The 24,207-nt window shown below is 55.4% G+C and carries 25 protein-coding genes and 1 tRNA gene; 17 read left to right on the forward strand and 9 right to left on the reverse strand.

The window, feature by feature from the left end:
• Positions 1-37 precede the first annotated feature (37 nt).
• From dusB to purH, 3 genes are read left to right on the forward strand one after another with little or no spacing between them, the layout of a single operon-like run.
• Positions 38-1,078: a tRNA dihydrouridine synthase DusB gene (gene dusB / locus MHM85_RS00930; RefSeq protein ID WP_139527389.1), complete on the forward strand. Its 1,041-nt coding sequence runs from the start codon at positions 38-40 to the stop codon at positions 1,076-1,078.
• Positions 1,075-1,398 (forward strand): DNA-binding transcriptional regulator Fis, encoded by a 324-nt coding sequence (fis, locus tag MHM85_RS00935; RefSeq protein WP_153843377.1) that lies wholly within the window; start codon positions 1,075-1,077, stop codon positions 1,396-1,398. Before dusB ends, fis begins: the two co-directional genes overlap by 4 nt.
• Positions 1,399-1,447: 49 nt before the next feature.
• The gene (gene purH, locus MHM85_RS00940) at positions 1,448-3,028 is read left to right on the forward strand and encodes a bifunctional phosphoribosylaminoimidazolecarboxamide formyltransferase/IMP cyclohydrolase (protein ID WP_239283428.1); all 1,581 of its coding nucleotides are present in this window, start codon (positions 1,448-1,450) and stop codon (positions 3,026-3,028) included.
• A gap of 67 nt (positions 3,029-3,095) precedes the next feature.
• Here the strand turns inward: purH and MHM85_RS00945 are convergent, their stop codons facing one another.
• Positions 3,096-4,556 (reverse strand): NAD-dependent succinate-semialdehyde dehydrogenase, encoded by a 1,461-nt coding sequence (locus MHM85_RS00945; RefSeq protein WP_239283437.1) that lies wholly within the window; start codon positions 4,554-4,556, stop codon positions 3,096-3,098.
• 110 nt (positions 4,557-4,666) lie between these two features.
• A complete protein-coding gene (gene folE / locus MHM85_RS00950) occupies positions 4,667-5,218 on the reverse strand; it encodes a GTP cyclohydrolase I FolE (RefSeq protein WP_139527385.1) in 552 nt (183 codons plus the stop codon).
• Positions 5,219-5,569: 351 nt separating this feature from the next.
• Here folE and MHM85_RS00955 point away from each other — a divergent pair, with 351 nt between their 5' ends.
• Positions 5,570-6,163, forward strand: a complete 594-nt coding sequence (locus MHM85_RS00955) for a hypothetical protein (RefSeq protein ID WP_239283439.1) — start codon at positions 5,570-5,572, stop codon at positions 6,161-6,163.
• A 78-nt stretch (positions 6,164-6,241) separates the two neighbouring features.
• On the opposite strand, the gene MHM85_RS00960 is transcribed toward MHM85_RS00955, so the two are convergent.
• Positions 6,242-7,216, reverse strand: coding sequence for a serine/threonine protein kinase (locus tag MHM85_RS00960; protein WP_239283446.1), 975 nt, complete (start codon positions 7,214-7,216; stop codon positions 6,242-6,244).
• Positions 7,217-7,247: 31 nt separating this feature from the next.
• Entirely contained in the window at positions 7,248-8,003 is a 756-nt protein-coding gene (locus MHM85_RS18480; RefSeq protein WP_343218321.1) for a ComF family protein, read from the reverse strand.
• A gap of 35 nt (positions 8,004-8,038) precedes the next feature.
• Between MHM85_RS18480 and MHM85_RS00965 the strand changes: the two genes are divergently transcribed.
• The 3 genes from MHM85_RS00965 to MHM85_RS00975 all read left to right on the forward strand — a co-directional run bounded on the left by MHM85_RS00965 (position 8,039) and on the right by MHM85_RS00975 (position 9,944).
• Positions 8,039-8,123, forward strand: a tRNA-Leu gene (locus tag MHM85_RS00965).
• A 164-nt stretch (positions 8,124-8,287) separates the two neighbouring features.
• A complete protein-coding gene (locus MHM85_RS00970) occupies positions 8,288-8,917 on the forward strand; it encodes a hypothetical protein (protein WP_239283454.1) in 630 nt (209 codons plus the stop codon).
• A gap of 34 nt (positions 8,918-8,951) precedes the next feature.
• Positions 8,952-9,944, forward strand: a complete 993-nt coding sequence (locus MHM85_RS00975; RefSeq protein WP_139527380.1) for a hypothetical protein — start codon at positions 8,952-8,954, stop codon at positions 9,942-9,944.
• Between the two features lie 27 nt (positions 9,945-9,971).
• Here the strand turns inward: MHM85_RS00975 and MHM85_RS00980 are convergent, their stop codons facing one another.
• Complete coding sequence (locus MHM85_RS00980; protein ID WP_239283461.1) at positions 9,972-10,733, reverse strand: SDR family oxidoreductase; 762 nt, start codon at positions 10,731-10,733, stop codon at positions 9,972-9,974.
• A gap of 194 nt (positions 10,734-10,927) precedes the next feature.
• Between MHM85_RS00980 and MHM85_RS00985 the strand changes: the two genes are divergently transcribed.
• The 4 genes from MHM85_RS00985 (at position 10,928) to MHM85_RS01000 (ending at position 14,516) form a co-directional block, all read left to right on the forward strand.
• Positions 10,928-11,413, forward strand: a complete 486-nt coding sequence (locus tag MHM85_RS00985; protein ID WP_239283475.1) for an FxsA family protein — start codon at positions 10,928-10,930, stop codon at positions 11,411-11,413.
• 229 nt (positions 11,414-11,642) lie between these two features.
• Positions 11,643-11,936, forward strand: a complete 294-nt coding sequence (locus MHM85_RS00990; RefSeq protein WP_139527377.1) for a co-chaperone GroES — start codon at positions 11,643-11,645, stop codon at positions 11,934-11,936.
• 56 nt (positions 11,937-11,992) lie between these two features.
• Positions 11,993-13,636 (forward strand): chaperonin GroEL, encoded by a 1,644-nt coding sequence (gene groL, locus MHM85_RS00995; protein WP_139527376.1) that lies wholly within the window; start codon positions 11,993-11,995, stop codon positions 13,634-13,636.
• Between the two features lie 145 nt (positions 13,637-13,781).
• The gene (locus tag MHM85_RS01000; RefSeq protein ID WP_239283483.1) at positions 13,782-14,516 is read left to right on the forward strand and encodes an RNA methyltransferase; all 735 of its coding nucleotides are present in this window, start codon (positions 13,782-13,784) and stop codon (positions 14,514-14,516) included.
• Positions 14,517-14,605: 89 nt separating this feature from the next.
• Here the strand turns inward: MHM85_RS01000 and MHM85_RS01005 are convergent, their stop codons facing one another.
• Positions 14,606-15,949: a Na+/H+ antiporter NhaC family protein gene (locus MHM85_RS01005; protein WP_239283487.1), complete on the reverse strand. Its 1,344-nt coding sequence runs from the start codon at positions 15,947-15,949 to the stop codon at positions 14,606-14,608.
• 207 nt (positions 15,950-16,156) lie between these two features.
• Here MHM85_RS01005 and MHM85_RS01010 point away from each other — a divergent pair, with 207 nt between their 5' ends.
• From MHM85_RS01010 to MHM85_RS01035, 6 genes are all read left to right on the forward strand, one after another.
• A complete protein-coding gene (locus MHM85_RS01010) occupies positions 16,157-17,551 on the forward strand; it encodes a GntP family permease (protein ID WP_239283488.1) in 1,395 nt (464 codons plus the stop codon).
• Positions 17,552-17,613: 62 nt separating this feature from the next.
• Positions 17,614-18,822, forward strand: coding sequence for an MFS transporter (locus tag MHM85_RS01015; protein ID WP_239283489.1), 1,209 nt, complete (start codon positions 17,614-17,616; stop codon positions 18,820-18,822).
• A gap of 224 nt (positions 18,823-19,046) precedes the next feature.
• Positions 19,047-19,814: a DUF1538 domain-containing protein gene (locus MHM85_RS01020; RefSeq protein ID WP_128082409.1), complete on the forward strand. Its 768-nt coding sequence runs from the start codon at positions 19,047-19,049 to the stop codon at positions 19,812-19,814.
• Positions 19,811-20,626, forward strand: a complete 816-nt coding sequence (umpB, locus tag MHM85_RS01025; protein ID WP_239283490.1) for a Na,Li,K/H(+) antiporter subunit UmpB — start codon at positions 19,811-19,813, stop codon at positions 20,624-20,626. The genes MHM85_RS01020 and umpB overlap by 4 nt, the downstream gene beginning before the upstream one ends.
• Positions 20,616-20,969: a P-II family nitrogen regulator gene (locus tag MHM85_RS01030; RefSeq protein ID WP_044628015.1), complete on the forward strand. Its 354-nt coding sequence runs from the start codon at positions 20,616-20,618 to the stop codon at positions 20,967-20,969. Before umpB ends, MHM85_RS01030 begins: the two co-directional genes overlap by 11 nt.
• 57 nt (positions 20,970-21,026) lie before the next feature.
• Entirely contained in the window at positions 21,027-21,392 is a 366-nt protein-coding gene (locus MHM85_RS01035) for a CBS domain-containing protein (RefSeq protein WP_231125613.1), read from the forward strand.
• Here the strand turns inward: MHM85_RS01035 and MHM85_RS01040 are convergent.
• From MHM85_RS01040 to MHM85_RS01050, 3 genes are read right to left on the reverse strand one after another with little or no spacing between them, the layout of a single operon-like run.
• Positions 21,385-22,320 carry a metal ABC transporter permease gene (locus MHM85_RS01040; protein ID WP_343218322.1) on the reverse strand — a complete coding sequence of 312 codons (936 nt, stop codon included), beginning with the start codon at positions 22,318-22,320 and terminating at the stop codon, positions 21,385-21,387. The two genes, MHM85_RS01035 and MHM85_RS01040, sit on opposite strands and share 8 nt — an antisense overlap.
• Before the next feature lie 9 nt (positions 22,321-22,329).
• On the reverse strand, positions 22,330-23,154 hold the full coding sequence (locus MHM85_RS01045) for a metal ABC transporter ATP-binding protein (protein WP_239283491.1): 825 nt from the start codon (positions 23,152-23,154) through the stop codon (positions 22,330-22,332).
• A 6-nt stretch (positions 23,155-23,160) separates the two neighbouring features.
• The gene (locus MHM85_RS01050; RefSeq protein ID WP_058577761.1) at positions 23,161-24,081 is read right to left on the reverse strand and encodes a metal ABC transporter substrate-binding protein; all 921 of its coding nucleotides are present in this window, start codon (positions 24,079-24,081) and stop codon (positions 23,161-23,163) included.
• Between the last annotated feature and the right edge of the window lie 126 nt (positions 24,082-24,207).

A 24,207-nucleotide genomic window follows, 5' to 3' on the forward strand; every position in this document is an offset into this window, starting at 1 on the left:
CTACTCGCCGCTTTCATGCCTATCAAAGTATACCGCCATGACGTTGATGACTACTTCGCCACCTGCGATTGGGCCTTACCAACTGCCTAACCCGGTCATGCTGGCCCCGATGGCGGGCGTCACTGATCGCCCATTTCGCCAGCTATGCCGTCGGTTAGGCGCGGGCTGGGTCGTGGGAGAGATGGTCACGTCAGACCCTTCGCTTTGGCACACGCGCAAATCCCAGCTACGGATGGATCATCAGGGCGAACCCGACCCACGGGTCGTGCAGGTCGCTGGCGGGGATGCCGAGATGCTGGCGCAGGCGGCGAGACTCAATGTCGAACTAGGCGCGCAAATCATCGACATCAATATGGGGTGCCCGGCAAAAAAAGTGTGCAACAAAGCCGCTGGCTCAGCCCTCATGCGTGATGAAACGCTGGTCGCCGAGATTTTAGATGCCGTTGTGAAAGCGGTGGACATCCCCGTAACGCTTAAGATACGCACCGGTTGGTGTGCCGCTTCTAACAATGCACTGCGTATTGCCAAGCTGGCGGAATCTGCAGGCATCCAAGCGCTGGCCATTCATGGCCGTCACCGCGAACAGCGCTATACTGGTGAAGCCGAGTACGACACGATCGCCGACATAAAATCGCACCTCACGATCCCCGTGATTGCCAATGGCGATATCACCACCCCGGAGAAAGCCGCTCATGTGCTGCGTTACACTGGCGCTGATGCAGTGATGGTTGGCCGCGGCGCACAGGGCAATCCGTGGATTTTTCAACAAATCACGCATTACCTGACCCATGGTGAGCACCTGGCATCACCCGGCTTGGCTGAGCGATGCAGCGTCCTGCTGGAGCATCTGCAGGCACTTCATGACTTCTATGGCACCACCATGGGAGTGCGCATCGCGCGCAAGCACGTCGGCTGGTATCTCGACGACGACACGCGCTTTAACAGTACCCAGCAGCGCACGCTCAAGCAGCAGTTCAACGCTCTGACCACGCCTGACGAGCAGTTTGACTGGATCCACAACGCCATGACCCAGGACGCTTCGAAGCGTCTGCTAGCCAAAGGAAGCCATGCGGCATGACTGAACGCGACCTGCTCTCCAGCGAACGCTCCTCACGACTCTCAGGCACGCTAGCAGCCCCCTCCGCCAGCGCACAGCCACAGCCACTGAGAGAAGCGGTAGAGACCGCCATGCGCCGTTACTTCGAGCATCTCGATGGCAGCCAAACATCTGACTTATATGCCATGGTGATGGCCGAAGTAGAGGCCCCACTGTTAGCGTGCGTGATGGAGCATACCGACGGTAATCAAACTCGCGCCGCCGACGTACTTGGCCTGAACCGTGGCACGCTACGCAAAAAACTCAAGCAGTATGGATTGATTGAAAGTGACGCCCCTTGATGGGGCGTTGCCGTTTTTCACCTTAGACCCGCAGATGACGAGCATCCTTATGGCTGATAGCACCCCTACCCCCGTCCGCCGCGCCCTGCTGAGCGTATCCGATAAAACCGGCATCGTGGAGTTTGCCCAAGGCCTTGCCGCACACGGCGTCGAGCTGCTCTCCACCGGCGGCACCTACCGTTTGTTGAAAGAAAACGGAATGACGGTAAGAGAAGTATCGGAACACACCGGCTTTCCAGAAATCATGGACGGTCGGGTCAAAACGCTGCATCCGAAAATCCATGGCGGCATTTTGGCGCGCCGCGGCCAGGACGATGCCGTCATGGCTGACAATGACATCACCCCTATCGATATGGTGGTCGTCAACCTTTACCCGTTTGCAGCAACGGTCGCTAAGCCAGATTGCACGCTCGAAGATGCCATCGAGAACATCGACATCGGCGGCCCCACCATGGTGCGCGCCTGTGCCAAAAACCATGCCTATACCACCATCGTGGTGAACGCCGACGATTACACTCGTGTGCTTGGTGAGCTCGACGATAATGCGGGCCAAGTCAGCGCTTCCACGCGTTTTGACCTGGCCGTTAAAGCGTTCGAACATACCGCCGGTTATGACGGCGCCATCGCCGACTACCTTGGCCGCCAGGTCGCCAGCGACGGCACCACCTTTGCTCGCACCTTCAACCTGCAGCTTCACAAAAAACAAGACATGCGATACGGCGAAAACCCGCATCAAAATGCTGCGTTCTATGTCGACCCCGCCGCCAGCGAGCCTAGCGTAGCCACCGCCAAAACGCTGCAAGGCAAGCCACTCTCTTTCAACAACGTGGCCGATACCGACGCAGCATTCGAGTGCGTGAAAGCCTTTGACGAGACCGCCTGTGTCATCGTTAAGCACGCCAACCCGTGCGGGGTCGCCGTAGGCGCGACCGCATTGGAAGCTTACGACAAGGCCTTTGCCACCGACCCAACCAGCGCCTTTGGCGGCATCATTGCCTTTAATGTGCCGCTTGATGCGGACACCGCGCGAGCCATCGTTGACCGCCAATTCGTGGAAGTCATCATTGCGCCTGGCGTCCATGATGAAGCGGCCCGCATCGTGGCGGAGAAACAGAACGTCCGCTTGCTGGATGTCGGCGACCATTGGCCGGGTACTGCGCAGCCCGCATTCGACTTTAAACGTGTGAATGGCGGCCTATTGGTACAAGATCGTGATCAAGGGATGGTCACTGAAGAGGCGCTCACCGTGGTCAGCGAGCGCGCTCCGACCAGCGAAGAGATGCGCGATCTCACCTTTGCATGGCGCGTTGCCAAGTTCGTGAAATCCAACGCCATCGTTTATGCAAAAGCGGGCCAAACCATTGGTGTCGGCGCAGGACAGATGAGCCGCGTGTACTCCGCTAAGATCGCAGGTATCAAAGCCGCTGATGAAGGGCTTTCCGTACCAGGCTCAGTGATGGCCTCCGATGCTTTCTTTCCCTTCAGGGACGGCATCGACGCAGCCGCTGCCGCTGGCATCACTGCCGTGATTCAGCCTGGCGGCTCCATGCGCGACCAAGAAGTGATCGATGCGGCTAACGAAGCAGGCATTGCCATGGTCTTCACCGGCATGCGTCACTTCCGCCACTAAACGGTCAGGTCATCTCACCTGCATTAAAAAAGCCCTCACTAGTGAGGGCTTTCAGGTCTATGATGAACTACTTACCAAGATCGATGCAGAGATACTTCGTTTCCAGGTACTCTTCCAAGCCCTGATGCCCCCCTTCTCTGCCGAGACCTGACGCCTTGATGCCACCAAACGGTGCCGCCGCATTGGAGATAAGGCCGGTATTAATGCCTACCATGCCATATTCTAACGCCTCTGCTACACGCCATACGCGAGCCAAATCCCGGGAATAGAAGTAAGACGCCAAGCCGTACTGAGTATCGTTGGCCATCTCGATAGCGGTTGCTTCATCATCGAAAGGAAACACGGCAGCAAGCGGACCAAACGTCTCTTCATGCGCCACTTTCATGGCATCGGTGGCAAAACTGATGAGCGTAGGCGTGAAGTAGTTGCCCCCTAAGGGGTGCGGATGGCCACCTAGCAGCAGTTCGGCACCGTGATCGACGGCATCCTGGACGTGTTCGCTCACCTTCTTCACGGCGCTCTCATCGATTAACGGCCCGATGTTTACGCCTGGCTTAGTACCATCCCCCACTTTGAGTTCACTGTTCATCGCAACGGCCAGTTTTTCGCAAAACGCATTGATGACACTGGATTGAACCAAAAATCGGTTCGTACATACGCATGTCTGACCCGCATTACGGAACTTTGCCGCCATGGCGCCTTCTACCGCGGCGTCTAAATCCGCATCTTCGAACACAATGAACGGCGCATTGCCACCCAGCTCAAGCGAAATCTTTTGGATATGTTCCGCTGCTTGAGCCATTAGCTTGCGCCCCACCTCCGTCGATCCTGTAAAGGTGATTTTGCGAACCCTGGGAGACTCAGTCAGCGCTTTGGCAATATCTGACGCGCTGCCAGGCACCACGTTGAACACACCACGAGGAATGCCTGCACGTTCGGCTAGCAGAGCCAATGCCGTCGCCGAAAACGGGGTTTGGCTTGCAGGCTTGACAACGATCGTGCAACCAGCAGCCAGAGCGGCACCGGCTTTGCGTGTAATCATCGCTGCTGGGAAGTTCCAAGGAGTGATCGCCCCCACTACACCCACGGGCTGCTTGGTAACGACGATGCGCTGATTGGCATTGGCGGCAGGAATCGTTTCACCGTAAACGCGACGAGCCTCTTCAGCAAACCAACGTAGAAAGCTCGCAGCGTAAACGATTTCACCTTCAGCTTCTTTGACCGGTTTACCTTGCTCATGCGTCATGAGAAGCGCGAGATCCTGCTTATGTTCGAGCATCAAATCATGCCATTTGAGCAACAAGTCCGCCCGCTCTTGAGCAGTTAGCGCCCGCCATGCCGACAGTGCTGCATCGGCTGCCTCGATGGCACGCTCGGTTTCCGCTCTACCCAGTCGAGGGATATCCCCCACTGGCTCGCCGGTAGCGGGATTCGTGACGTTGATTTGCTCACCGCTGTCAGCGGCTACCCAACTGCCATCGATGTAGGCAAATGGGCAATATAGCTGCGTTTCTCTCAGCGCTTCCATGACAGACTCCTGACCAAATGACGGCCTTATCGGCTCATTGACCCGTTCATGCTAAGACGAAACGACGCGTTTCACCAAACCTTTGATACAAAAGGTCAGCGCCACTCGGCCTAACTAATCAATGTCAAAAATTCCTGGCGAGTGGCTTGGTTGCTGCGGAACCCTCCCAGCATGACGGAAGAGGTCATGCTCGAGTTCTGCTTTTCGACCCCACGCATCATCATGCAAAGGTGTCGAGCTTCGATGACGACCGCCACTCCTCGCGCCTGGGTAACTTGCTGCACCGCTTCTGCAATTTCTCTGGTCAGGTTTTCCTGAATCTGCATACGTCGCGCATACATGTCGACGATGCGCGCGAACTTGGACAAACCCAACACCTTGCCACTGGGCAAGTAAGCTATGTGACACTTGCCAATGAATGGCAGCAAATGGTGCTCGCACATCGAGTAGAGCTCGATATCCTTGACCAACACCATTTCGTCGGTTTGTGATTCGAACACGGCGCCATTGACGATCTCTTCGAGCGACTGGTGATAACCAGCGTTCAAAAACTGCATGGCCTTAGCGGCTCGCTTGGGCGTATCTCTTAGGCCCTCGCGATCCGGGTTTTCACCCAAAGCGGTAATGATGTGACGGTAATGTTGGGCGATGTCGTCGGTCATGGTAGGCCTCATTAAACTGTGCTTGTTCGCTATCACTCAATCGCTTTGCAGCAATGTCATCGCGCCAGCGAGCCTCATTTTTCGGCAAGCTATTTTTAGCTTGCAGTGTTATCCGTTTAGCTGCCTTACCTAGCGTGCTAGCTGAACGCCTATCTTGGACAACCATGCTGTACAAAAAATATACCTTAAAAAATTCATGCACAACAAAAACGGCCTATTAATCTATTTTAACGCACCTAAGCAGGCTGTGGCAGAGTGACACGCACCCCCCTTCGGCACTATAAGAGCTGTGCTATGCTATGGACATCATTTTCCTGCTGACAATGCAGGTATCACTGTTGAGAGTAAGCCATGTCATTTAAATCATCGCCCTTTTGGCTAGCCGCCCTGCTGGGTACGTTATGGGTATCCTCCACTTATGCAGAAGAGTCGATGCTGACCTTGCCAAGCGGCGCAAAGGTGGGCGTTGAAGTCGTCGAGGCTCTGGCGTTCGATAATACCCAGTCACGTTATAGCGACATTCTTCTTCATCCAACGACCGCTAATGGGACCACAGACGCGCTTCCTGAATATTGCTTGCTGGTGGCGAACGCACAGCTAAACGGTGAACGCATTCGTATTACCACGCAGGATGCCACCTGCATTGAAACCCATGATGCAGAAAGCGCCATTTACTCCGGCTCATTCTCTGCGAGCGCTTACGCCGAAGATGGCCAATATGGTATCCCCTGCGGTAACGGTGACTGCACGCTTGCACCTGGGCAATCGTTCGTTCTTACGTTGGATGAAAGCATTCAGATCGCCGCGCAAGATAACCCATCTGCCGAGATAAACGCGACTCGGCGTCAAGCCAATGGTGAAGGTGTGGCCAACCCAATTCCTGGCGAACGTCCTGATCCTGACCAAAGTATTGAAAACCCAGCGCCGACTGAACAGCCTAATTAACGCTTACTTTTTCATACCGCGGCCTTTCGTCGTTGAATACGAAAGGTCGCTGTGTCCTTTCCTCATCGTTGTTCGATGTTAGGCCAGCCACAATGGCGTTTCTAACTGAAGCAACTGCTGCTCGAGCTGTCGTATGTGTTGATCCCAGTAACCCGCTTCCTCCAGCCAGGGAAATGCGCGAGGAAAAGCCGGGTCTTCCCAGCGACTAACCAACCAAGCCGCGTGTCGGGTGAGACGATACGCTCTTAAAGGCTCGATGAGTGCCATTTGCTCATGCGGAAATGGCCTGGTTTCTTCGTACCCCTCGACGATTTCACTAAGCTGCGTGCGCCACTGCTGAGGCTCTTCCATGGGTAACAGCATCCAAACGTCCTGAATGGCAGGCGCCATCAAGCAGTCGTCGAAATCGACCAGATGGAAGTCTCCATCACGACCTAATACGTTACCTAAGTGGCAGTCACCGTGAGCCCGAATCATACACTCAGCGCTCAACGCTACGCTCTCTAAATGTTGACGTATCTTATTCACTACCCGTTGATAAGCACGCGCCTGATGGTCATTCAGCCACGGGCTTGCTAGAACACGCCGCTCGGCATCACTGACACCTTCCGCTAGCCGCAGCGTGTCACGGTGCTGAAAAGGGGCTTGCGCTGCCACTTCGTGAAGCCGTCCTAACACCTCTCCTAAGGCAAACAAGTGGTCCGGGTTATCCAACTCCGGCGCTTGACCAGAGCATTGAGAAAACAGCGAAAAACGAAATGACCCAAACGTATGCAAAGATCTGCAATGCGCATCTCGCCAAGGTGCGACGACAGGCACGCCTGCCTGGGTCAATTCGGTTAAGAACGCGTGCTCTTCTTCGATCGCTTCGTTGGACCAACGTCCCGGCCGGTAAAATTTCACGACCCAACGGGCACCCGTGTCATCACGGAACATCAGCACACGGTTTTCATAGCTATTCAAAGCAAAGGGTTCCCCTGAAGGCCAGATACCGATTGACTCTATTGCCGACATGACGAGGTCAGGTGACAGCGCACTAAACGGATGCGACATAAATGACTCCTTAAAAGAGCTGACTAGTTTATCAACTCTTCTGAAAGGGTGTGCGAGCAGCTGCCCACACGTCCACGCGCTTCGCACCCTGTGCCAGCGCAGCGGCGGCCAAGGCATGGCCGGTTGCCCCTGTGGTGACTACATCATCGACGATGGTGACATGTTCAGGTATGCCCCCCTCCATCCTAAAGGCGTCGCTTACGTTTCGGCGCCGCTCTTTACGATTCAAAGAGCGTTGTGAAGGCACCTGTTTGATACAACGCGCTCGAAGGACTGGCATACCCGTGCTCTTGCCGAGCCGTTTGGCCAGCCAATATGCTTGATTAAAGCCACGCTCTTTAGCCCGCGCTGGAAACATGGGGACGGGAAGCAAAGCGTTACCCAACGCGGGCGGTGGTTGTGAAAGCATCAAATTCACTAGCAACTGACCGGCACGAGGCGACGCCTGAAATTTGAAATCATGCACTAGTTGCGACACAACCTCTTGATAACAAAGTGCTGCAGTGGTGATCGTAAAGCTCGGCGGCTCTACCAAACAGTGACCGCAGCGACTCTCACCGGCGCCCAAAAGCGGTTCGGCACACTGCTCGCAGCTCACTCGATTCCAAGGCAGTTGCGCATAGCACTCCTCACACCATCCGCTTTCAGTTGCTCGAGAGCACAAACAAAAGGCGCAGTAACCTGGCAAACCTCGTTTAAGCCACTGATTCATGACTATGGTCCATTTCATCATTGTATGTACATCCCATGTCTGAAAGTCAAAATAGCAGCGCGTCGTGATTGACATTAACGCTGAAGTTGATAATATACGCCTCGTCTTCTGCGGATGTGGTGGAATTGGTAGACACGCTAGATTTAGGTTCTAGTGCCGTAAGGTGTGGGAGTTCGAGTCTCCCCATCCGCACCAATTTAAAATGTAAAACCTCAAAGGATTCGGTAGCGCATAGCTAGCCGAATTTTTTTGTTTTCAACTCCCCTTCATCGCATCAACCTAACTAGCTGACTTCGCCCTTTTTTTAGGCTACGTTATCGGTCTATCTACGCCGTCAATTTTGAGAAGGATCTCAACTTATGCAATGGCTGAACGACAATGCTCAGGCAATTTCTGCAGTGACCAGTATTTGTACACTGTTCGTATGGGTGTTTTACGCGCAACTGCTCTATAACGGCTACGTGCGACAACGCCGACCTCGCATCATCGTCAATCGGGGTAAAGGTATCGGCACCAAAGCCCTGTGCTTGATCAGCAATATGAGCAGTGAGGCTATCTATATTCAACACTTGGTCGCCGTCCTGCACACTCGCGAAGGAGTGTATGCATTGGATGTCGTCGAGTATCAGCAGCAAAGCGGGGATGACAACGAAGAGTGCTACCGCACCCATCAGGGGCCTTTGGCATCGGGAGATTATTTGCACATACAGTCGTTTGGCTCGATCGTGGATCAGTTGGTTCAGCACTGGAAGCTAGACCATGGCACCTTGCAAGAGCAAACACCTGAGCTCGAGATACGAGTCATCGCAATTTATGGCTCCGAAGATATGCCGGTCGGTGCCTCGAGGCGCTTTGCTTTGGATTTAAACGCGGATCCGCTCCATCAACTCACGCCGCTTAAAGTAGATACCGAGCGCATGAACAGTCGGCGCGATCGCAAGCGAGTACTGGAGTGGGCAAAAGCCATCGAGATGCATAAAGCACAATGATGTGCGCACCTAATTAAAAGGCGGGGACGTTCCTATGAAACCTATCATTGCGCTCGTTTGGCTAGGCGCGCTGAGTACCCTCTCGTTCGGTGTGCATGCGGATGAGGAAGACAGCGACTTACCTGACTGGGCCGAAGAACGGGTAGAACCTTTCCGCGCCCGCATCGGAAATTGGGTCGACAATACGTCTCGTAATATTGATGCTTTTTTTGGCGGTGAACACTCGGCCACTGTCCAAAACAAGTCCTACTTACGTTTAGGCCAAGAAATCGACTGGATGGAAGGTGACGGCACCAACGGTGACATTAGCGTTCGTTATCGCATCGACCTACCCACCACCGAGGAGCGTTTGAGACTCGTGGTCGAGAGCGATCCAGAAGAGTCGCAGGGTACGCTAGCCGATCAAGGTTCGGGTCGCCTCTACAATGATCAGAGAGACCGCAGCACTTCGACATTTGGCCTCGATTGGTTAGAAAGCCGTGATAAACGAGAAAATTGGAGCAACCGGATAGGCGCAGGTATTCGCCTACGTATGCCACTCGACCCGTATGTTCGTTTCACTAGCGAGCGGCTGTGGGACATTGGCGACGGCCCCTGGCAGCTGGAGTCCTTCAACCGTCTATCCTGGTTCAATAATGAAGGCTATTCGGCACGCACGACGTGGGACATAGGTCGCCCACTCTCCGAAAATAGACATTTGCGCTTTATCACTACCGTCCAATGGCGAGAGGAAGAAGACAAGCTGGAGTTTAGCGAAGTCGCTCAGCTCAATCAGCGTCTGAACGACCGCAGTGCACTACGTCATTCAGCCATTGCGATTGGTGAAAGCGCTTCCAATCCACGCATGACCAACTATTACCTACAAACCCGCTACCGTCGCGATCTTCACAAAGGCATTCTGTTTGGCGATGTCATACCAGAGCTGCATTTTCAGCGCGAGGATAGTTACGACCCCCGCTGGGCAATGACACTGCGTTTAGAAATGTACTTTCAGCGTGATATTCAGCGAGACTACTTTCAATTCTAACCGCAGCGTCGTCATCGGTAAGCGGTTTTAAAGCCGCAACCCCCCATCACATTCGATAATGCGTGCGGTGAAATAATCATTATCAAAAATGAACGCGACACTTTGAGCAATATGATCCGGCTCGCCTAAATGCTTTAACGGAACGTTAGATTCGATTCTTTCTAACATATCGGGACGCATTGAGGCCGTCATCTCGGTTTCGATAAAGCCAGGCGCGACGGTACCGGTGCGCACCCCGTAGCGCGCCAACTCTTTTCCCCACGTAACGGTTAGGGCATGCACTCCCGCTTTGGCGGCAGCGTAATTGCTTTGCCCCATATTGCCCGCGCGAGAAATGCTGGAAATATTGACGATAACGCCGTCATGTCCCGCCTCAACCATCTGGGCCGCCGCCTCACGACCGCATAAGAATACCCCCGTCAAATTAACGTTCAGTACGCGCTGCCACGAGGAGAGTGACATGCGTTTTTCAACGACGCCATCTTTAGCTTTGATCAATAGGCCATCATCGGTAATCCCAGCATTGTTCACACAGCCACTGACCGAGCCCATTCGATCGGCGATATCGGCAAACGCACGCTCGACGGATGCCTCATCTGCAACGTTGACAACGAAAGCCTGAGCGGTCACCCCTTCTGCACTTAAAGCAGACACCGCCCCATCCAGAGCCTCAGCACTCATATCCAACAGCGCAAGATGGGCTCCTTGTCTACCTAACCGTTGCGCAATAGCAAACCCAAGGCCTCGAGCGCCCCCCGTTATTGCAATCACTTTCTTGTCCACTTGCATCTCTCTCTCCTTAGCAGGTTTGTCTGCCGAATTGACAACCCATCCAGCACGCCTTGCCTTTCTTTTTGCATTGCAGCATAGAAGAGCCCACGAAAAATATCGAGCCCACCAGGGCGTTGGCACACTCATGGGACTGCTTGTTTTTTATATTTCTGTCACCATATCCGTTAATTACGACCGTCTTGGAGCTGGCTATGCCTATTCTTCTCTTTATATCGCTCTTTACGCTACTGGACTTTGTGCTGCTTTTTTCACTCGGTAGCCAGATAGGCTTGTTGACCACACTGATATTGGTGTTAAGCACCGGCTTCATCGGTCTTCACCTCATTCGCAAGGAAGGCGTCTCCACCTTCGCCCGCGCCCGGCAGCGCATGCAAATGGGTGAAATCCCCTCTCAGGAACTACTGACTGGCGCCGCCCTCATCTTTGGTGGCGCTCTTTTGCTTGCCCCGGGGTTCCTATCCGACGCGCTCGGTATCGCCTGCTTGATTCCCAACGCTCGCCAACTACTCATGAAAGCCCTGACCTGGGTTGGTTTAAAAAGCGCTTCGCATCGGCACACGTATCAGCGTGGCGCAGAAGACTGGGGGCGGTCGAACGAACAGCCCTCCTCCCATCGTGAAGAAGGCCCTATCGAAGGTGAATTCATAAGCGGTGACGATGAGCCGCGCCGTCGCTAAGTCATTCACCTGATTGCCAAAGGTGGCGAGGTATTTTTTTTCATACCTACCCCTTGAAAGGCGTTGGGCAGCCCCCACTTTTGTGTCAGCACACAGGTTCGGCGAACGCTTTGCTTTCGCCATTGACATGAAGGCAGCACGCCTTCGCTTTCCGAGGGCTGAGCCCGCGGAAATCCCTTTAAGCTAACTGCCCCTTTTGGGCTTTGACGAACCTCAGGAGAACGTGAGCATGAATATCCGTCCTTTGCACGATCGCGTCGTCATCCGTCGCGTGGAAGAAGAGCAGAAAACCGCTGGCGGCATCGTGCTACCGGGTAATGCGCAGGAAAAACCCACGCGTGGTGAAGTTCTGGCCGTTGGTAATGGCCGTATTCTGGATAACGGCGACGTACGTCCACTGGATGTAAAAGTGGGCGATACGGTGATTTTTAAAGACGGCTTTGGCGTTGAGAAGCAAAAAATCAACGGCGAAGAAGTTCTGATCATGAGCGAAGCCGATATTCTGGCCGTCGTCGAAGGCTAATCCGACTCGGCTAATTACTTTCCCATTTTTATTTCAATTGTTAGGAAGTAACGAACATGGCAGCTAAGCAAGTTAAGTTCTCCGATGATGCTCGCAAACGCATGGCACGTGGTGTCGACGTCCTGGCGAACGCCGTTAAAGTCACGCTGGGCCCGAAAGGCCGCAACGTGGTATTGGACAAATCCTTCGGCGCGCCGACCGTCACTAAAGACGGTGTCTCTGTCGCAAAAGAGATCGAACTGAAAGACAAGTTCGAGAACATGGGCGCCCAGATGGTGAAAGAAGTCGCTTCCAAGACTTCCGACGCCGCCGGTGACGGTACCACCACGGCCACCGTTCTGGCACAGGCCATCGTAGCGGAAGGCCTGAAAGGCGTGACCGCGGGCATGAACCCGATGGATCTGAAACGCGGTATCGACCAAGCCGTGACCGCAGCGGTCAAAGAGATTCAGGCGATGTCCGTGCCCTGCACCGACACCAAGTCCATTGCGCAAGTAGGCACGATCTCTGCCAACGGCGACAAGCGCATTGGCGAAATCATCGCCGAAGCGATGGAAAAAGTCGGTAAAGAAGGCGTCATCACCGTTGACGAAGGTCGCGGCTTCGAAGACGAATTGGAAGTAGTCGAAGGTATGCAGTTCGACCGCGGCTACCTCTCGCCCTACTTCGTCACCAACCAAGACACCATGACCGTCGAGCTGGAAGATCCGTACATCCTGCTCGTCGACAAGAAGATCTCCAACATCCGCGAACTGCTGCCGGTGCTGGAAGCCGTTGCCAAGCAAGGCAAGCCGCTGGCCATCATCGCCGAAGATATCGAAGGCGAAGCGCTGGCAACGCTGGTCGTGAACAACATGCGTGGCATCGTGAAAGTCGCGGCTGCCAAAGCACCTGGCTTCGGCGACCGTCGCAAAGCCATGCTGCAGGATATCGCTATCCTGACGAACGGCACCGTGATCTCCGAAGAAGTAGGTCTGACCCTTGAGCAGGCGAACCTGGATCACCTGGGTACTGCCAAGCGCATGACCATGTCCAAAGAGAACACCACCATCATCGATGGCGCAGGTGCCGAGGACGACATTGAAGCACGCGTTAATCAAATCCGCGCGCAAATCGAAGAAACGTCCTCTGACTACGACAAAGAGAAGCTGCAAGAACGCGTTGCCAAACTGGCAGGCGGCGTTGCCGTTATCCGCGTCGGTGCGGCGACCGAAGTCGAAATGAAAGAGAAGAAAGCCCGCGTCGAAGATGCGCTGCACTCGACTCGCGCTGCCGTAGAAGAAGGCGTCGTACCTGGCGGTGGTACTGCCCTGGTTCGCGTGATGGCCAAAGTACAGGGCCTGACCGGTGACAACGAAGATCAGAACCACGGTATCAACATGGCGCTGCGTGCCATGCAGGCACCGCTGCGTCAGATCGTCACCAACGCGGGCGAAGAAGCCGCTGTGGTCATCAATCGCGTCAAAGATGGTGAAGGCAACTTCGGCTACAACGCGCAAACCAGCGAGTACGGCGACCTGTTCGAAATGGGCGTACTCGACCCGGCAAAAGTAACCCGCACTGCGTTGCAGTCTGCTGGTTCTGTCGCTGGCCTGATGATCACCACCGAGTGCATGATCGCCGACGACCCGGAAGAGAAAGAAGCTGCCCCGGATATGGGTGGCATGGGCGGAATGGGTGGCATGGGCGGCATGATGTAATGCACCCATGAGCCTAACGCTCTGACATTGAACGTCATCAAGAACCCCGCTTCGGCGGGGTTCTTTCATTAGTACTGACGTCATGGCGTCATAAAGCGTGCTACCATCACCGACTTTATTTGGCAGCTTTTAGGTTCGACTTCTCGTGCTTTCCAATATTCGTATCGTGCTGGTGCAAACGTTCCACCCGGGCAACATAGGCGCAACAGCCCGCGCCATGAAAACCATGGGGCTGACGGAGCTCGTGCTGGTCAATCCTCGTACCTTCCCCGATGAAGAAGCCACTCGCCTAGCCGCCGGTGCAACGGACGTATTAGAAAACGCTCGCTGCGTAAAGACACTCGAAGAGGCCGTGAACGACTGCGTGCAAGTGGTCGGTGCCAGCGCTCGGCTGCGCAGCATGCCGCTGCCCCATTTCGACGAGCCTGACGAGATGGCCCAGCAAGTCATCGACAACGCCCACCAAGCCCCGGTGGCCCTGGTGTTTGGCCGCGAACGCTCCGGGTTGACCAACGATGAGATTCGCTGCTGCAGCCACCAAGTCAGCATTCCCGCCAATCCCGAGTATGGCATTCTCAATCTATCGCAAGCGGTCCAGATTCTTGCCTACGAAGTGCATCGCGCCTGGCGCAAGCGCGACGTCAGCGGTTTTGAGTATCAGCGCCCGCTGGAAGCCACACCGCCTAGCCGCGAACAGTTTGGCTATTTCCAGGAACATCTTGGCCGCTTGATGCAGCAAAGCGGTTTTTTAACCCAGCCCCACGCCCGTACCGAAGAGCAGCTTCAAGCGCTGTTTGCCCGTGCACAGCCGAGCCGCAAAGAGCTGTCCCTACTCCGTGGTCTGCTAAGTGCCTTTGAAGCGCACTTGCCTAAACAGTAACGTCTTATCCACTCAACGCGTTTTCATCAAGCACTTGCATCAAAAAAGGGCAGCCTTAGCGCTGCCCTTTTGGTAAGTATTGAGTGTGCTTAAAGCGTCATGGCCGCCAGCCAGCCAAACGCAATCAGCGGAAGATTATAGTGCAGGAACGTGGGCACCACGCTGTCCCACATATGGTCGTGCTGACCGTCTACGTTCAATCCTGAGGTGGGCCCCAAAGTGGAATCCGAGGCTGGCGAACCCGCATCGCCCAAGGCGGCAGCGGTGCCCACCAGCACTACGGTCGCCATGGGTGAGAAACCAAACTGCACGGCCAGTGGTACGAAGATCGCCGCAATGATGGGAATGGTTGAGAACGAAGAGCCGATGCCCAGGGTAATGAACAGGCCGACCAGCAGCATGACCAAAGCGGCCAAGCCACGATTATCGCCAAACAGATCGAAGGCACCCGCAACCAGCGAGTCGATATCGCCGGTGGCTTTCATGACTTCCGCAAAGCCTGCCGCCGAAATCATGATAAAGCCAATCAAAGCCATCATCCGCATACCGCTGGTGAACAGATCATCAGCCTCGCGCCATTTGAAAATACCACCCAATGACAGCAAGCCGATACCCACCAAGCCTCCAACGATCATCGAGCCGGTGTAGAGCTGAAGGCCTAACGCCGCCACGATCGCCACGCCTGACATGACTAACCCTAAGAGGTGCGGTTCGACAGGCGTGTGTGTCTGGCCATTGGGCGCGGCCACGTCCTTGCTCGCGTAGCTACGCTGGCCGCGGTAGCTAAACAGCAGGGCGACCAACAGGCCCATGGCCATGCCGCCCACCGGAATCGCCATGGCCATGGGCACCATGCCACGCGAGATCTCCAGCCCTAGTGGCTCTCCGGCACTATTCAGGTTTGCCAACAAAATATCGTTCAAGAAGATCGCCCCGAATCCTACCGGCAGCAGCATATAGGGTGCCGTAAGACCAAAGGTCAGCGCGCAGGCCACGGCACGGCGGTCGAGTTGCAGGCGATTCATCACCGCCAGCAGCGGTGGAATCAGCACGGGAATGAACGCGATGTGGACCGGAATGGCATTTTGTGAGGAGATGGCGACCAGTAACACGGCCACCAGCAGCAGCATCTTCACCCGCGCTTGGCGGGCGGCGGTCGCCTCTTTACCTAGCAAAGTGATCAATCGATTTGCCAGCATGTCCGGCAACCCAGAACGAGAGATGGCCACGGCAAAAGCGCCTAAGGTTGCGTACGCCAGCGCCACCTGCGCGCCTCCGCCGACGCCCTCGTTGAACGCGCTGAGCGTATCGTCCAGGGAAAGGCCTCCGACCAGCCCCCCTACTAACGCACCGACCACCAGCGCAAATACAACGGACACACGAAGAAGCGACAGTGCCACCATGACGAGCACTGCGAGAATTACTGCATTCATGGAAATACCCAGGGTTATTGGAAGGTCATCAACGCCAAAGGTGGCGGATTTTAACAGATGGGGCGCGCTTAAGCAGGAGAAAGTGACGCTCTCTTTTGGTTACGACTTTAGTCACGACGCTATTGCTGCTATGCAACATAATGCCTAGTATCCCGGCCTTCGTTTACACGCACCGATGACTAAATTAACAAATGCTTAGGAGCCTGTATGGGCATGCTCGCTATTATCGTCTCATTGTCGCTGTTGATGCTGCTGGCCTACCGAGGTATCTCGGTCCTCCTGCTTGCGCCGTTAATGGCCGCGTTAGCGGTTTTACTATCAGGCGACGGCGCTTTTTTACTGCCGATTTACACCGACACCTTCATGGGCGCCCTGGGCAACTATGTCATGCAGTTCTTCCCGCTTTTCTTGCTTGGTGCGCTCTTCGGTCAGTTGATGGCAGACTCAGGCGCCGCTCAGTCGATTTCCAACGGCATCGTCAAACGGTTGGGAACTCATCACGTGGTACTGACGGTCGTCATGGCCTGCGCCGTTCTGACCTATGGCGGCGTCTCGCTGTTCGTCGTGGCCTTTGCCATTTACCCGATCAGCCGTGAGCTGTTCCGCCAGGCCAATGTGCCCAAGCGCCTCATCCCCGCCTCTATCGCTCTAGGCTCCTTCACCTTTACCATGACGGCGCTGCCCGGCACGCCAGCCATCCAAAACGCGATTCCCATCCCTTACTTTGGCACCAACAGCTTCGCGGCACCGGGGCTTGGCATCATTGCTGGCTCGATCATGCTAGGTTTAGGAACGTTCTACCTTCAGTCCCGAGTCAAGAAAGCCGCTGCTCAAGGGGAGGGTTACGGTACCCACACGGAGCGTGAAACCGATACCCACAGCGACACCGACACAGCACCCGGCATGCCGCTGGCCATCGCGTTGATTCCACTGGTTATGGTGATTGGCCTCAATGCCCTCTTTACTTACGGGGTATTCCCGGCCATGGACCTGAGCTTCATCAGCGACGCGTTCGATAACGTCACACCCAGCCGACAGACCGGGCTTTGGGCCATTCTGATTGCCCTGCTGAGCGCCTCGGCTTGGCTGATCATCACCCGCTGGCACCACTGGCAAGACTTGAAAGTCACCATCAATCAAGGCTGCTTTGGTTCACTGCTACCTATTTTCAACACGGCCTCTGAAGTCGGTTACGGCGCGGTCATCGCCAGCTTGGCAGGCTTTGCCATCCTTCGCGATGCGGTGCTCAATGTCTCCCCCGGTAACCCCCTCATCTCCGAAGCCACGGCAATGAGCGTGCTGGCAGGCATCACCGGCTCCTCCTCAGGCGGGCTCTCCATTGCACTCCAAACCTTGGGTAGCGAGTATCTGGACATGGCGCAACAGGCTGGCATCGACCCAGAGCTCATGCACCGCGTGGCGACGCTGGCTGCGGGCGGCATGGATACGCTCCCCCACTCCGGCGCCGTCATCACACTTCTGGCCATTTGCGGGCTATCCCACCGTCAGTCGTATGGCAATGTCGCCATGGTCACCATCGTGCTCCCCATCGCCGCGCTGATGAGTGTGATTACGCTCGGCACCCTATTTGGAAGCTTCTAAAGTCGCCAATGCCATGCGATAGTTGATTAACGCGTTAACCAATCCACCATAAGAGACGTGCCATGGCCCTTCAGAAACACCATACGCTGCTGTTGATCGTGCTCGCCAGCTTGGTTATTTCCACGGCCATGGGGCTACGTCATGGGTTCGGGCTGTTTCTCGAGCCCATGAGCAGCGATTTCGGCTGGGGGCGGGGCGTCTTTGCGTTCGCACTGGCCGTCCAAAACCTCATTTGGGGGCTGTCCCAGCCATTTACCGGGGCGCTGGCCGACCGTTTTGGCGCGGCCAAAATCATCGTGGCGGGCGGCATCCTCTACGTACTGGGGCTCTGCTTCATGAGCCTTTCGACCAGCGCGCTCGGCATGACCGTCAGCGCGGGTCTCCTGATTGGCTTCGGCCTATCGGGAACGACGTTTTCGGTGATTCTGGGCGCCGTCGGCCGGGCCGTTCCCGCTGAGAAGCGCAGCATGGCCATGGGGATCGTCAGTGCGGCGGGCTCGTTTGGTCAATTTGCCATGCTGCCCGGCACGCTGGGATTGATCGAGTGGCTAGGCTGGTCCTCTGCGCTCCTGGCCATGGGGGCGATTGCCGCACTCATGATACCGCTGGGCGCGATGCTCAAAGACCGGCCCAGCCCCAAGGCACTGGGCGACTTGAGCCTGCGCGATGCGCTTAACGAAGCGGCGGGGCAAAAAGGATTTTGGCTACTTTGCCTGGGCTTTTTCGTCTGCGGCTTCCAAGTGGTGTTCATTGCGGTCCACTTGCCAGGCTACCTGTTCGATAACGGCTTGGCCGTCCAAGTCGGCACCACGGTGCTCGCGCTGGTGGGTCTGTTCAATATCGTGGGCACCTACACCGCTGGCTGGATGGGGGGTATCTGGTCGAAACCGCGCCTGTTGAGCTGGCTTTACCTCATCCGGGGCGTGATCATCACGGCCTTTATCGCCCTGCCCCTGACAACGATCAGCGCTTATCTCTTCGGGATCGCCATGGGGCTGTTATGGCTCTCCACCGTTCCGCTCACCAACGGTATCGTCGCATCGGTGTTTGGCGTTCGCCATCTCTCGATGTTGGGCGGCATCGTGTTTCTCTTTCATCAGCTGGGCTCGTTCATGGGCGTGTGGCTGGGTGGATTTTTGTACGACCTCACCGGCCACTACGATACGGTGTGGCAGATTGCCATCGTGCTGTCCGTGGTCGCCGCCGCGCTCCACTGGTTCATCAGTGAGAAGCCGCTGTCACGCCCCTCTGCGGGACAGGTGACGACATGATGCGTTCAAGTCTATGGTGGAGTTTGATTGCTCTACCGATAGTGAGTGGCTTGATATTGCTGGCATGGTGGGGCTGGCACGCACTAGACCCTTCGATGCTGCTGTTAGGCAGCCAACTTTGTTGACTAGAGAACACTCGCAACGTGTCCTAGATCAAAAGAGACGACATGCGTAACCATTACACTGATGAGCATAGACGTATCAGCCATTGAAAAAGGGCGCTAATGAACTTTATTCACTCTCTCGCCCTGCAGCTCAAAAACAGCCTTCGGGATTTGCTACCCGTTGTACTGGTTATGAGCTTCTTTCAAACGCTCGTCATCCAACAACCTCTGCCCGATACATTGGCGCTTTTCGATTTAGCACTAGGGCTACTGTTTGTAGTGATCGGGCTAACGCTCTTCATCAAGGGGCTAGAGCTGGGACTGTTTCCTTTAGGAGAGAACCTCGCACGTGCTTTCGTTCATAAAGGTTCTGTCGTTTGGCTCCTTCTATTTGCTTTTGCACTGGGGTTTGGATCCACCGTCGCAGAGCCAGCACTGATTGCCGTGGCGGCTCGCGCAGCGATTGTCGTCTCCGAAAGCGGTCTGATCGAGAATAGCAGTCTCGCACAAACGTCCTTTGCGTTCACGCTCCGCATGATCGTAGCGCTTTCCGTAGGCACCGCCGTGGTCGTTGGCGTACTGCGTATCTTCAAAGGCTGGCCGCTGCATTTGATGATCATTGGTGGTTATATTCTTGTACTGCTCTTGACGCTGTTAGCGCCTGCTGAGCTCGTTGGCATTGCTTATGATTCGGGCGGTGTCACGACATCGACCATTACTGTCCCTCTTGTTACGGCACTCGGTGTTGGCTTGGCCACGGCCATCAAAGGCCGCAACCCTATGCTGGACGGCTTTGGTTTGATTGCATTTGCTTCCGTTATGCCCATCATTTTCGTATTGCTTTTCGGTATTGTTGGCCTTGATCTCGTTGCAGAGGGAAGATCATGAATATGCTGGCTATTTTTTGGGGCACGCTACGCGATATTCTTCCCATTGTGGCGATTATTTTTGGCTTCCAATATTTGGTGATCCGCAAGCCGGTCAAACGGTTTCTTAAGGTCGCTATTGGTTTTTTCATGGTATGGGTAGGACTCTCTTTCTTTTTGATAGGGCTAGAGCAAGCCCTGTTTCCCATGGGTGAGTTGATGGCCAGCCAATTGACGCACCCCGATTTTCTACCTGCCATGACAGAGGGAGCTCAGCGGCATTGGAGCGACTACTACTGGGTCTATATTTTCGCGTTTACGATTGGCGCAAGCACTACGATTGCCGAGCCATCGCTGATCGCGGTGTCGATCAAAGCTGGCGAAATATCCGGCGGTACGATCAACCCTTTTACCCTGCGGCTCGCCGTTGCCCTCGGCATGGCCTTTGGAATCACCCTGGGCGCATGGCGCATCGTCATGGGCCTACCTTTGCAGTGGTTCGTGCTAGGAGCCTACTGCCTAGTGATTGTACAAACCCTACGATCCCCAAAGTCGATTATCCCTCTTGCATTCGATTCCGGGGGCGTCACGACATCGACCATTACCGTGCCGATCATCGCCGCGCTAGGTCTTGGATTAGCCTCCTCGATACCCGGTCGTAGCGCGTTAGTGGATGGCTTTGGAATGATCGCGCTTGCCTGCCTATTTCCTATTATAACGGTGATGGGATACGCCCAAATTGCTCGATGGCAAAGCAATAGGCCATCGAAAATACAGCCATTCTCAGGCACGTCAGTGACAAAGCCTCATCAAGGAGATACCCATGCGCTTTAAACTCATTGTCGCGCTTGTAGAAGATGAGCTAAGCGACCAGATACTTCAGGCAGCTAGAGATGCTGGAGCTACTGGCGCCACTGTCATCAATAACGCGCGTGGCGAAGGCTTAAAAAAAGCAAAAGGCATTTTTGGCATGGACATTACGTCGCAACGCGACGTGCTGCTCTTTTTAGTGGAGGAGCATATTAGCCGTTCAATTCTCGAAGCGATCGCGGAAGTGGGTGCGTTTGACGACACGTCGGGAACAGGCATCGCCTTTCAGCTAGACGTCGAGGATGCAGTAGGCGTCGCACACCAAGTGAAATCCCTCGAAGATGCATTCGATCAACCGCTAGGCTAGAGAGAGGCTTTAACAATGGCAAGCCCATCACTGACGGAGCGCACTGCCCAGGACGTCATGCACTCACGCTACGTGACGACCGATGGTTTTATGACCGTTACTGACGGCATTGAACTAATGAGGCAATACGATGCCACCGCTATTATCGTTGATAGGCGCGATGAGAAAGATGAACTGGGGCTAGTGTTAGCCTCTGATATTGCTAAAAAAGTGCTCGCAGTCAATCGCTCTGCAGACCGTGTAAGCCTTTACGAAATCATGAGCAAACCGATCATTAGCGTCCGTCCGGAAATGAATATTCGCTATTGCGCTCGCCTGTTTGCTCAGTTTGGTTTATCCCAAGCACCGGTCGTGGATGCAAAACACAGCGTCATTGGGATCATCGACTACCCACGGCTCGTCATCGGGTGGGAAACTAATTAGCGCCGCCCAAGCTTCGATGCCGCCAAAGCCGCATCAGCACACCGTGCTTGGGCGAAAACAGCAGCGCCGTGAAGAAGCACCCCGTTGCTACCAAGACGATGGTGCCACCGGACGCTACGTCAAACGCAAACGAGAGCCATAGCCCCAACACGGCAGACCCCACCCCAATCCCCACGGAGATAAACAGCATCGTTTTGAAGCGGTCGGTCAGCAAGTGGGCCGTGGCGCCCGGCGTAATCAGCATGGCCACCACGAGGATGATACCGACGGTTTCCAAACTGGCTACGATGGTGAGCGTGAGCAGTAGGATCAAACCGTAATGAATCACTCCCGTATTGAAGCCAAGCGCTTGGGCCTGCGTGGGATCGAAGGCGTAAAGCAGGAGCGGACGATAAGCCAGCCATACCACCAACAGCGCAACAAGGCTGGCCGCCAACGTGAGCAATAGTGCCGACTGCTGCACTCCGAGCACGTTGCCAAACAGGATATGCATCAAGTGGGTACTGGAGGCGATTTTACTTATCAGGACCACACCCAGTGCAAATGCCCCGGTAAACATAATGCCCATGGCGGCATCGGATTTGATTCGTGTATGCCGTTCGATCGCCCCAATGCCGAGCGACGTCAGCGCTCCTGTGACGAAGGCACCGATAAAAAAAGGCAGGCCCAGCAGGTAGGCAACCGCCACCCCAGGCAGCACCGCATGAGAGATCGCATCCCCCAGCAACGACCAACGCTTGAGCACGACGTAACACGAAAGCATGCCGCAGATGGCTCCCACCATCATCGACGTGAGCAGCGCACGCTGCATGAAGGCGTACTGAAACGCCTCTGATACGCTGTCGGGCATTAGATTCACGGGCACCATCAGCGCCGCGATGAGCCCCGCCACCAGCGCACTACTCCAAGCATCCAACGTTTCTAACATTCGAGTCGCCTATTCTTTGCTGGCAAATGCAGGAAGGCGGACACGCTCGACATCCGCTGGAGAATTTGCAATAGAACTCACCGCAAGTTCGGCCAACTTGCTATCGCTCAGCATTTCGTCGGGCGCGCCCTCGCCGCGAATGAATCGATTGATCAGTACCACATGATCCACGTAGCGACGCGCGCCCGGCATATCGTGCGTCACCATCACGATGGTTCGTCCGGCTTCACGTTCGCGTTTGAGCACGTCGAGAATGAGTCGCTCGCTAGGTGGGTCGACCCCCGCGAGCGGCTCATCGAGCAGCAGGATACTCGCCTCTTGCGCTAACGCACGCGCTAGCAGCACGCGTTTTTTTTGTCCGCCCGATAAGGCCCCGATCGGCCGCTCGGCATATGCCAGCATATCAACGTCGTCTAACGCCTTTTCCACCGCATCACGATGCCGTGATGAATGCCACCGCGCAGGCAGCAGCCTCCGCCACCACGCATCTTGACGCATGTGGCCATAGCGGGCGCTCATCACGGTTTCCCACACCGAAATAGGGAAGTCCCACTCGATGGCCTCTCGCTGGGCCATGTAGGCAATGCGCCCGGCTTTTCGATGGTGCTCGATGGCTTGACCAAATGCCGTCACGCGGCCGCGTAAGGGTTTCATACTACCGGTCAGCACGTGAAACAGCGTCGACTTGCCTGCGCCGTTCGGCCCGACGATGGCCGTCCAACGCCCGCTTGGCAGCGAGAGGTGAATATCCTCTAGCACGGGCTGACGCTGGTAAGCCGCATAGACACCGCTCACATCGATGGCGCTGGCTGGTTGAGACGGTAGTGAGGACATCGTGATTTACTCGCTAGCCAAGTAGCGACGCAGCAAGGCAACGTTATGACGCTGCATGGCAAAGTAGTCGGCAGCCTCCCCGTCAGGCTCACTCAACGAGTCGACATACAGCGGCCCGGCAACGGGCAGCCCCGTATCACGTGCGATACTGGTCACATGGCGGTCAGAAATCGTGCTTTCCCAAAACAGTGCCGCCGGTTGACGCTCGTTGATTCGATCGATGACCCGCATCAACTGACGCGGAGAGCCCTCTGTTTCGGCATTGGTCCCCCAAATGCCGTCGTGCTCGAACCGATACGCGTCGGCAAAGTAGAGAAAGGCTGCTTCACTGGAGAGCAGCACGCGGCGCTCTTCGGGAATGGCTTCGAGCGTTTCTTGGAGCTCGACATGTAGGTCGTGCAGTTGCGCTTCCAGTGCCGCTGCACGCTGCTGAATCGCATCGGCTTGATGGGGCAGGCTATCCTCCAACGTGTTGGCAATGGCTTGCACATAGGCACTGGCAGCCCGCGGGTCCATCCACAGGTGTGGGTCCACGTCGCCTTCCATCTCACCGGTGACGATCGTTTGCGTCGGGTAACCCGACGCCTCTGCCACGGCGATCATAGGTATGTCATCGTTGACCGTCGCCGATACTTGGCGCATCCACTGCTCGAGCTGATAGCCGTTATAAAAAACGATGTCGGCGTCCTCGAGCGCAGCAAAATTATCTGGGGTGAGCTCCCACTCGTGCACTTCGGCGTTGATCGGTGTCAGCACCGTGACGTTCGCATCATCGCCGGCCACTTTCTTCACCAAGTCGCCAAGAACTGAAAACGTCACGGCAATCTCGATGGGCGGGTTTTGCAACTCATCGGCCTGAGCACTGGTCACAACGCCACACCAGGCGAACGGCACGCTCAAGGCTGCTAGCAAGTATGGTTTAGCCACTGGATCTCTCCTCTGTGCTAGGCTCGTGTTACAGATAACTTTAGCTCAACAAAAAAGCAATGTGCAAACAGTTTAGCCTTGGCTAACAATTATCTTCAAAAATGCGCTACCATCGCCAATTAACGT

The organism is Halomonas sp. McD50-4 (assembly GCF_022348135.1).
Lineage (GTDB): Bacteria > Pseudomonadota > Gammaproteobacteria > Pseudomonadales > Halomonadaceae > Vreelandella > Vreelandella piezotolerans.

Coding starts and splice junctions, on each gene's coding strand:
- dusB (WP_139527389.1), top strand. CDS start 38: ATGACGTTGATGACTACTTCGCCACCTGCGATTGGGCCTTACCAACTG.
- fis (WP_153843377.1), top strand. CDS start 1,075: ATGACTGAACGCGACCTGCTCTCCAGCGAACGCTCCTCACGACTCTCA.
- purH (WP_239283428.1), top strand. CDS start 1,448: ATGGCTGATAGCACCCCTACCCCCGTCCGCCGCGCCCTGCTGAGCGTA.
- MHM85_RS00945 (WP_239283437.1), bottom strand. CDS start 4,556: ATGGAAGCGCTGAGAGAAACGCAGCTATATTGCCCATTTGCCTACATC.
- folE (WP_139527385.1), bottom strand. CDS start 5,218: ATGACCGACGACATCGCCCAACATTACCGTCACATCATTACCGCTTTG.
- MHM85_RS00955 (WP_239283439.1), top strand. CDS start 5,570: ATGTCATTTAAATCATCGCCCTTTTGGCTAGCCGCCCTGCTGGGTACG.
- MHM85_RS00960 (WP_239283446.1), bottom strand. CDS start 7,216: ATGTCGCATCCGTTTAGTGCGCTGTCACCTGACCTCGTCATGTCGGCA.
- MHM85_RS18480 (WP_343218321.1), bottom strand. CDS start 8,003: ATGTCAATCACGACGCGCTGCTATTTTGACTTTCAGACATGGGATGTA.
- MHM85_RS00970 (WP_239283454.1), top strand. CDS start 8,288: ATGCAATGGCTGAACGACAATGCTCAGGCAATTTCTGCAGTGACCAGT.
- MHM85_RS00975 (WP_139527380.1), top strand. CDS start 8,952: ATGAAACCTATCATTGCGCTCGTTTGGCTAGGCGCGCTGAGTACCCTC.
- MHM85_RS00980 (WP_239283461.1), bottom strand. CDS start 10,733: ATGCAAGTGGACAAGAAAGTGATTGCAATAACGGGGGGCGCTCGAGGC.
- MHM85_RS00985 (WP_239283475.1), top strand. CDS start 10,928: ATGCCTATTCTTCTCTTTATATCGCTCTTTACGCTACTGGACTTTGTG.
- MHM85_RS00990 (WP_139527377.1), top strand. CDS start 11,643: ATGAATATCCGTCCTTTGCACGATCGCGTCGTCATCCGTCGCGTGGAA.
- groL (WP_139527376.1), top strand. CDS start 11,993: ATGGCAGCTAAGCAAGTTAAGTTCTCCGATGATGCTCGCAAACGCATG.
- MHM85_RS01005 (WP_239283487.1), bottom strand. CDS start 15,949: ATGAATGCAGTAATTCTCGCAGTGCTCGTCATGGTGGCACTGTCGCTT.
- MHM85_RS01010 (WP_239283488.1), top strand. CDS start 16,157: ATGGGCATGCTCGCTATTATCGTCTCATTGTCGCTGTTGATGCTGCTG.
- MHM85_RS01015 (WP_239283489.1), top strand. CDS start 17,614: ATGGCCCTTCAGAAACACCATACGCTGCTGTTGATCGTGCTCGCCAGC.
- MHM85_RS01020 (WP_128082409.1), top strand. CDS start 19,047: ATGAACTTTATTCACTCTCTCGCCCTGCAGCTCAAAAACAGCCTTCGG.
- umpB (WP_239283490.1), top strand. CDS start 19,811: ATGAATATGCTGGCTATTTTTTGGGGCACGCTACGCGATATTCTTCCC.
- MHM85_RS01030 (WP_044628015.1), top strand. CDS start 20,616: ATGCGCTTTAAACTCATTGTCGCGCTTGTAGAAGATGAGCTAAGCGAC.
- MHM85_RS01035 (WP_231125613.1), top strand. CDS start 21,027: ATGCACTCACGCTACGTGACGACCGATGGTTTTATGACCGTTACTGAC.
- MHM85_RS01040 (WP_343218322.1), bottom strand. CDS start 22,320: ATGTTAGAAACGTTGGATGCTTGGAGTAGTGCGCTGGTGGCGGGGCTC.
- MHM85_RS01045 (WP_239283491.1), bottom strand. CDS start 23,154: ATGTCCTCACTACCGTCTCAACCAGCCAGCGCCATCGATGTGAGCGGT.